A 5609-nucleotide genomic window follows, 5' to 3' on the forward strand; every position below is an offset into this window, starting at 1 on the left:
ATATTACGACAAATTATAAATAAGTAATCATTAAATAATTTACCATCTTCTATTTTTAAATCTCCCTTTCTTATTCTTATAAAAACAGCTATCATTCCTTGCTGAAAAACTTCAACAGCATCATCCTCACTCCCATTTTGCATTTTGACATACATTTTAACAGAATTAAATGATTTATCATGAACATATCTGATAACTTCATTATCTTTGTTTCTAAACCCCTCAATTATTTCATCAGTTGTTAATTTCATTTGCCTCTCTACTTATATATAACTTGAACTCAAAAATGTTATCAAAGTTTTTTATAATTATCAATTACGATTATCCCAGAAATGTTGCTACGAGTACAATACAAGAAATTTAAATTTTTTTTCATTTTCCCATTTTTTGAAAGCTAAAAATACAGAATTTTAACATTTTTTACGACTCAAAATTACCAATTAAATGCTAAATATTTTTGAGTTATTTTAAATTTCGTAAAATATATTAATAATGGAAAATTGAAAAGAGAAATAATCATTTACAAATCAAATCTCTTTTCAATCGTTTAAAATTTTATTTTTATTTTGATTAAGTAGTGTCTCTAAGTGTGTGAAAAAAAATTATTTTTTCACAACTTTAATAACTTCCTTTTTGTCTGCTAAAATTATTTCTACAAAATAAATTCCTTCACTACCTTCAATTTCAAAGCTAATTTTTTTCTTGTTTTTGAAATGTTGTTGCTTTGTTAATTTGCCCAAAATATCTCTAACCTTAATTTGAATATCTTGAGCATTTTCAAATAATTCTAAATTAACAATGGAGGTTGTTGGATTTGGATAGAACTTGATCTTTTTTATTATTGTTTCTGTAGTTCCATAGAAACTTGTGTTACGAAATAGTTCAGTTATAGGTCCATCAGCACTTATACCTGATATAAGAACGTCCTGAGCATTGTCATTATCTATATCAACAAAAAGGGCAACCCCAGCCAATACTCCTCTAAAAGGTAAGTTCTTAACTTCTGTAAAATTGAAATTTCCATTATTTTTATAAATATTTGCAAAACAGTAATTAGTAGTCTTTCCATGCGTAATTAAAATATCTTGTTTATTGTCATTATTTACATCTGCTATGGAAATAGAACTATGGAAAGCAGTTCCAAGATTTGCTACTTCGTTAAAATTGCCAGTCCCATCATTTTTATAAAGTTTAGCAATTCCATTTCCTGTAAGTAATAAATCTATATAACCATCATTATCCATATCCGCAAAAGCAACAGAACCAGAATATATACCATCAAAAACTGTTGCTATTGTGAAATTACCTGCTCCATCATTTTTATAAAGTTGAGTAATATTTTGCTCATTATTATTCTTTCCTGCAATTAAAACATCCTTATCATTGTCATTATCAATATCTGCAAAAGCAACTGAGCTATAAAACACTCCTTCAAATGCTGTTGTTAAGTCTTCAATATAATTACCATTTCCATCATTTTTGTATAGTTTTGCAATTCCTTTACCATCTTTCGATCCGGTAATTAAAAGATCCTTGTCATTGTCATTATCAATGTCCGAAAACTTCACAGAGCCAATACCAACTTCTGTAATGGATGATGCAATTTCGGTAAAATTACCATTCCCATCATTTTTGTATAGCTTTGAAGCTTTCTCATTTACAACTAAAACATCCATGTCGTTATCATTGTCAATATCTGCAAACTCTACAGTCGTACAACATCCTCCTATAAAAGGAGTGTCTTTTACTTCATGAAAATTACCATTACCATCATTTTTATAAATTATTGCAACTTGTGGCTCATAACCGTTATATCCTGTAATTATTAAATCCTGGTCATTATCATTATCTATATCGCAACAATCCAGAGAATTATATGCTACACCACAAAAAGAAGAGCTTTTTACTCTTGCAAATTTTCCACTGCCATCATTTATATACAGTTTTGTAATTAGATGTCCAAAATTATTAGTTCCTGCAATTAATAAATCTTTATCATTATCATTGTCAACATCTGCAAAAGCAAATGACTTGCTTTTAATCATGTTAAAAAGAATCTCATTAAGAATTTCTGTAAAATTTCCATTACCATCATTTTTATAAAGCACAGTAATTTCATTACCTTTAGAATCAAAGCCTGCTATCAAAAGGTCTTCATCATTGTCATTATCAATATCCTCAAAAGCCGTGAAAGCATAACAAACTCCTTTGAAAGAAGCAGTTTCTATAAAATTCCCGTTTCCATCATTTTTATAAAGTTTTGTTTTTGGTTTATCATAATTATTTTGTCCTGTAATTAATAAATCTTTGTCATTATCATTATCAAAATCATTAAAAGATATGAAAGTATTATAAAGTTCCTCAAAATTATTTGATGTTACTTCTGTAAAATTACCACTACCGTCATTTTTGTAAACTTTTGTAATATACACATTAACACCACTTCTGCCTGAAATAACAACATCCAAATCATTGTCATTGTCAACATCGGCAAAAGCAGAAGAACTACGATATACTCCGGTAAAAGGAACAGTAGTATCTTCTGTAAAATTACCGGAACCATCATTCTTATATAGCTTTGCTACTATAATATTTGAACTGCTACGACCTGTTATTAAAACATCTTGGTCATTATCGTTGTCAACGTCAGCAAAAGAAATTGAACCTTGCTTTGCATTAAAAAATGGAGTACCCACAACCATCGTAAAATTTCCATTACCATCATTTTTATAGAGCTTTGTAATTTCGTTTTCATCATTATCCTTTCCCTCTATCAAAATATCTTTATCACTATCATTGTCAACATCTGCAAAAGCAAATGTGATAACATGAATTCCTAAAAAAGGAATCTCTGTAAGTTCAGAAAAATTACCCTTACCGTCATTTTTATAAAACTTGGCATTTGATTTAAAATTGTTATTTCCAGTTAGTAATACATCTTTATCATTGTCGTTATCTATATCAATAAAAGCAACCTGACCGCAAGCTCCGTCAAAATCGGCTTTGTATTTTGATACTGATGCAAGCGGAAATATTTTCTCAAATTTTATTTCTTGTGCAGTTGAAAATTGAAAAGTAGCAAGGATTAAGATTATTAAAAGTTTCGTTTTCATGATATGAATTTTTAAAATAGTTTAATTAAATTTTTATTCTAATTATTACTTTTACAAATAAATTTTAAAAGCAATTTAACAGTCTTTATTTTGTTTGTACAATTTAAAGGCAAAAGGTAAGCATTTTCTTTAAATAAATTTTAAATTAATTCTGACAAAAGTAATATAACTGTGTAATGATAGTGATTACACGAAAAAATGATTTATTAAGGAAAAACAAAATTTTATTTTAAATTTTGTTGTTTTGTTGCAATTTTCTATTCGTCAACTTTTCTAATCTTGAATCCACTTTAAAAAGTAATGAGTGCAGGTTTTGAAAATCAGGAATTGCCCCATTCCCTAAAGGGAGTCCTGATTTTCAGCTACTTCCCCATTTAGTGATTGGGGTAGAAAGGAGCTGAAAATCATTTTAAGAATTTTTAGAGTGGACTCATTTATTGTTTGAGAAATTTCTCAATAAACACCTCATTACCCGATATTATTTTTAATATGTAAACCCCTTTTGGAATTTTATCTATATTTACCTCTATGTTTTTATTGTCATGATAGTTATTTTTGATTAGAACATTTCCATTCATATCAATAATATTAAGCTCAGTCTTTGAGGAGAGAGGAATCTTTAAATAAATTTTTTCACTTGCCGGATTTGGACAAACAGTTATTTCATCTACAGCTTTATTGTACTCAACTCCAACTATTTCTGATAATTTTCGTTTCCAAACCCCTCCTTGATATGTGCCTGCATAAAGATAATCATCTATGATTTCCATTGAATATATTGTTTTATACGCTAATCCATCACTAATATTTTTCCAGCTTTGTCCATAATCTGAAGAATAATATATTCCATAAAAATAAGTTCCTACAAAAATATCGGAGTCCTTTACAAGTATTTTCTTACATGTATTAATATTAAAAGTTGCATCAGCCTCCCAGTTATCTCCAAAATCATAGGATTTATAAAGCCCCCAATTAGAAGTTAAAATAAAAACTATTGAATCACATATAGCAAGATCAGCTATATCATCATTTGGCAGTCCATTGTTTTTAATGTTCCATGTAATTCCGTTATTTTCAGATATATAAACAGTATGTCCCCCTGCTATTAAAAAAGATCCTGTTTTAGCAATTGACACTATATCTAACATAGGTAAACCTAAGGAACCCCAGATTATCCCATAATCGTTTGTTACAAATAAACCAAAATCAAGACCGGCATAGATTGATTCATTATCATCCATCAATGTCCAAACAGTCCTCTTTGCTGTTAATCCATTGTTAGCCTCTTTCCAGTTATTCCCATTATTTGATGAGATAAAAATACCATTTTTCTTAGTACCGGCAATCACTTTATTTCCTAAAATTTCAAGTGAAAAAACAAATGAATCTTTCAAACCATTATTTACAGAAATCCAGTTATCTCCTCCATCACCACTTCTAAATATGCCAATTTGTGATGAAGCAAACAAATAACTATCATTGCTTTTAATACTATATACAAAATCGCATACAGGTCCGTTAGTTTTTTGCCATTGTGCATTAGCATACTGAACAATATTAAATAGCAACAACAACAATAATAATGATTTTTTCATGAGTTTAGGATTGTTCTAAAAAAGTAAAAGTTGAATCCCTGCCTGTCAGACAGGGATGATTAAAATAATTTTTATAATTTAGTAAATTTCTTATAAATCTTGTTGCTATTTGTTGAAAGTTCTACAAAATAAACACCAGGTTTTAATGCCTTAGTGTCAATTGAAACCAAATTATTCCCTTCAATATATTCAGCCAAATAGTTGTTATAATAAGTTTTATCCAATACATCAACAATTATTAATTTCTATTTTTTCAAATTCCTTATTGATGTCTAAAGATTCTTTTGAAGAATACTGATAACCTTCTATTAGTCTTTTCTCTATTAATTTGTTTTGGGATTTTTTGATGTAGTCATTTATCGCATTATTGATAAAGCCCTGAATATTCATGGTATATAAACTTATTTTTTTTTCAAGTTCATCCGATATTTGAAATTGTATAGTTCTCATTTGTATAATAATTTAATACAAAAGTACAGAAAAAAATTTAATAGAAACCTATTATTTTAAAAAAATCAAATTATTATATTGGAAATTTCAGGATTGGTAATTTGAATGCCGACTAAAAGCTAAAAACTAATCCTACGGACTTGCTTCGCTTCGAAAGTTAAAAAACAAAAACAGACTGTTGACTGAGGACTGTCTTTGACTGCCGACTGCTTACTGCCGACTGAGGACTGTCTTTGACTGCCGACTGCTTACTGCCGACTGAGGACTGTCTTTGACTGCCGACTGCTTACTGGCGACTGACTGTCTTTGACTGCCGACTGTTGCATCCTGAATCCTGCATCTCCTTTCCTGAAAAGCAAAAGTTTCATGAAATACAAAACAGGCGAAAATTATATTTGTATTTTTGTAAAAAAAATAAACAATGAAAAAATTCGGTATTTGCCATTTATCA

General features: G+C 28.9%; 6 protein-coding genes. All 6 read right to left on the minus strand.

All coding sequences use genetic code 11. The annotated features are described in order from the left end of the window. On the minus strand, positions 1-251 hold a 251-nt coding region (locus U9R42_01470), incomplete at its 3' end, for a hypothetical protein (protein MEA3494684.1). 351 nt (positions 252-602) lie between these two features. Next, positions 603-3113 carry a T9SS type A sorting domain-containing protein gene (locus U9R42_01475; GenBank protein MEA3494685.1) on the minus strand — a complete coding sequence of 837 codons (2511 nt, stop codon included), beginning with the start codon at positions 3111-3113 and terminating at the stop codon, positions 603-605. Between the two features lie 434 nt (positions 3114-3547). After that, entirely contained in the window at positions 3548-4708 is a 1161-nt protein-coding gene (locus U9R42_01480; GenBank protein MEA3494686.1) for a T9SS type A sorting domain-containing protein, read from the minus strand. A 71-nt stretch (positions 4709-4779) separates the two neighbouring features. Next, on the minus strand, positions 4780-4932 hold the full coding sequence (locus U9R42_01485) for a T9SS type A sorting domain-containing protein (GenBank protein ID MEA3494687.1): 153 nt from the start codon (positions 4930-4932) through the stop codon (positions 4780-4782). Between the two features lie 4 nt (positions 4933-4936). Beyond that, complete coding sequence (locus tag U9R42_01490) at positions 4937-5158, minus strand: hypothetical protein (GenBank protein ID MEA3494688.1); 222 nt, start codon at positions 5156-5158, stop codon at positions 4937-4939. Between the two features lie 210 nt (positions 5159-5368). After that, positions 5369-5609, minus strand: a 241-nt coding sequence (locus U9R42_01495) for a hypothetical protein (protein MEA3494689.1), incomplete at its 5' end; no start/stop codon positions are given.

The sequence above is a fragment of the Bacteroidota bacterium genome, assembly GCA_034723125.1.
GTDB lineage: Bacteria > Bacteroidota > Bacteroidia > CAILMK01 > JAAYUY01 > JAYEOP01.